Below are 2,833 nucleotides of genomic sequence, written 5' to 3' on the forward strand. Positions count from 1 at the left end.
GGTGTAAATTCATACCGCCTGCGAAACAAGTGTCCTTTTTTTGTATGATTACAACTAAAGATCAGCTCAGATGGTTGAGAGGGATATGAGGTGACCTTTAAATGGGTGTTTCGCAGCCTGGATGGCTGCGGTCAAGCCCCCATGTATGGGGGTTTGTGGCGTCCCGTGAAAAATTTGCCTGATATCCCCATACAGCTGAAATTTAGTCGTAATCCAATTTTTTATGCCATATCTGTTAACCAATTGATTTCAAAAGATCGACGATTTCGCTGGGCTCCGGCCGACGGGTATGGTCGACATGTACTTCAGCGTTTTTGATTATACCATGAGTATCAACGATAAACCTGCCGCACATAGGCAGTATCCAGGAATCATTACCATTGAATCGCTGGAGATCAAGACCAAAACGGGTGTACACCTCCTGAAGTTTTGTAGGTAAGACATAGTCGATATTTAACAGCCTTGCATATGCACAATCTTGGTCAGAAAGTACTGGAAAAGAGAGGTTGTTTTTGTTCACGACCTGTTTTGAATATTTACTGAGCTGTGGGGAAATAGCGACAAATGAACCGCCCATTTCCAGTACCTGACCGTAGATTTCCTGTAGAGCTACCAGCTCTGCATTACAGTACGGTCACCAGACGCCACGATAAAAACTGATGGCAAGTGGGCCTTTGGCCAGAAGTTCCTTTGAGCTGATGAGATTGCCTTTTGCATCGGGAAGTGCAAACTCTGGCAACGTTTCACCAACCTTAATCGCCCTGTCAGCGATTCCGGATTGCACCAGTTTTTCGGTTTCCTTAAGAAGGACAGATGTAACTTCTGGTGGTTTACTCGCAATAAATTCCTTTTTCATGGCATCGAGTGCTTCTTGTAATTTCATGATGGTCTCCAATGGTATTGCTTCATTCGTACCGACAGGTTTTAATTTGAATATACATTCAAGCTAAGTTCCGGTGAGTTTGTTGTCAATGTTTATTTGAGCAATCATTCAATTATGTATCGTGTAGTATCCTGAAAGTCCGATAAAGCGTACACTATTTGTTGTTTAGTCCCAAGTACTTCAAGAACAGTCTGTCTCTGGCAGCTGATTCGGTGGACCATCGATAGCTGCCCATGACAGTCTGTACCTTTGTGGTTTCAATGCAGTCGAACCAATCCAGGATCTGGGCGAGAGAACGTTGGGCAAGCCAGTTTTCCAGTTTTTTTTCAAGCTTGATAAGTGATTTGGGTTTTCCGGATTCTTTCTTCCTGAGCTTGTCTTGCACTTGCTTTATTTTTTTCGTCAGGAAACAATGATAGCCCAGCGAGACAAATTGTGTGAATTGTCTTCCACGCAGATTGTCCGGGTACCATGTGCGCGGTCGAGCACCGTCGAGCCTCCCTTTTTGCACGGCAAAGAGTTCTTCGATTTTTTCTCGCAGCCGATAATTTTCAAGTGCTGTAAATGTGTCCATAGCCTGATTGCTGACAAGGGCGAAATAGCCAAAGTACTTCTTTGCTTCGGTAATGGCTTTGTCGTTGAATCCCACCTTCAGCTGCCCCCCACGCCCCTTTCTGGAACAGGTCAGGTACTTGTCTATTTTCTTTTGCGCTGATTCCGTGAACTCGGTTTGTCCTCCTTCTATTTGCGCCTTCAGTTCAAACAGGTCCTTGCGGAAGGCGAGTTCTTTCTTGGCTTCATTGTCGGGTGAATAGTAAACATGTACATACAGACGGCGCGAGATCGTTTCTTTTTCACCGGCGACCTTGCCGTTGCGTGATCGCCGGCGTGCCCGAGTGAACTGGTGCATTCTGGACGAAGTTGCTCCGCAGATTGACGGGTCGAACGGACAAGTGCTGGACATACCCGCAAGCGCTGCACGGAGCGCATCAACTGTCTCGCGGACCCAGATAATATTTGGATCAACCAGGGTCAGAAACTTCACATTGCGCAAGGCGAATTCCATCATGTTCTTCTGGCTGTAGTAGCCGTTATCGGTGACGATCAGAGGTTTTTCCAGATTGAAACACTTGAGCTGTGTCAGAGTGTTTTCAATGGATATGACATCCGGAATATTACCGGGTTGCTTAGCGAAGGCTATTGGTTCGCGACCCTTCACGGAATATAAGGTCAAAAGCTTGATCGTATTGAGTCCGTCGCCATCCTTGTTGAACCCCTGCCGTGCCTCCGATTGATTTTCAGAGTAGGTAGAGATAGTTGTAGAGTCAAACGCCAGCACAGGAGACTCTCCCAGGCCTGCCGCCCGAGCTGAAAAATAGCACTGAATGCCTTCTTCATTACGACCAACATCCTTAAACAGCTTGCCATACACGTCTTCAGTGATTCCTTCACGATATGGAAGGGGGTGCATCACCTGCCAACTCTCAAGGCGCGGCAGCGTGTTGCCACCGGAACCGATCCAGTAGCGTGCGATAGAAAGTATCTTTGCTGCATCACCCTCGCTGAATGAAGCACGTACATCAGCATCAATGCCGGAAACCTTGCCCACCCATTCCAGGATGTCCGTGAGGCCGGTATGCTGGCGTGTTGCATCGGCAATGCCTCCTTCGTCTTTGTGTTTTTTCGGACGAGTCGGCACAATTTCTTGTGTTCCCGACTTGATTTTACCCATGAGCTTCTGACTGACCGTATGAGTTTTTCTGGTCTTTTCGTCGTAGGCCGTAATCCGTTCATAGATGTAAATATCGCCATTCGGACGCTTCTCGCGCCGTTCGCCGACGTGAGTTTTTCCTGTTATTGGTTTAGCCATGAATAAACCCCCATTTAAAATGTACGTATAAACGTAATACGTACACGCAAAAAAGGCAAGAAAAAAGCACGGTTTTTTAA

The 2,833-nt window shown here is 46.7% G+C and carries 2 protein-coding genes and 1 pseudogene; all 3 read right to left on the bottom strand.

The features are described 5' to 3' along the window. Nucleotides 1-235: 235 nt before the first annotated feature. A pseudogene (locus HUK38_RS14435) lies at nt 236-622 on the bottom strand (redoxin domain-containing protein); the annotation flags it as partial. Nucleotides 623-634: 12 nt separating this feature from the next. Next, entirely contained in the window at nt 635-883 is a 249-nt protein-coding gene (locus HUK38_RS14440) for a thioredoxin domain-containing protein (RefSeq protein ID WP_182585024.1), read from the bottom strand. A gap of 154 nt (nt 884-1,037) precedes the next feature. Further along, a partial coding sequence (locus HUK38_RS14445) for an IS1634 family transposase (protein WP_238787693.1) occupies nt 1,038-2,833 on the bottom strand: 1,796 nt, incomplete at its 5' end.

This window comes from Thiospirillum jenense (assembly GCF_014145225.1).
GTDB classification, from domain to species: Bacteria; Pseudomonadota; Gammaproteobacteria; order Chromatiales; family Chromatiaceae; genus Thiospirillum; species Thiospirillum jenense.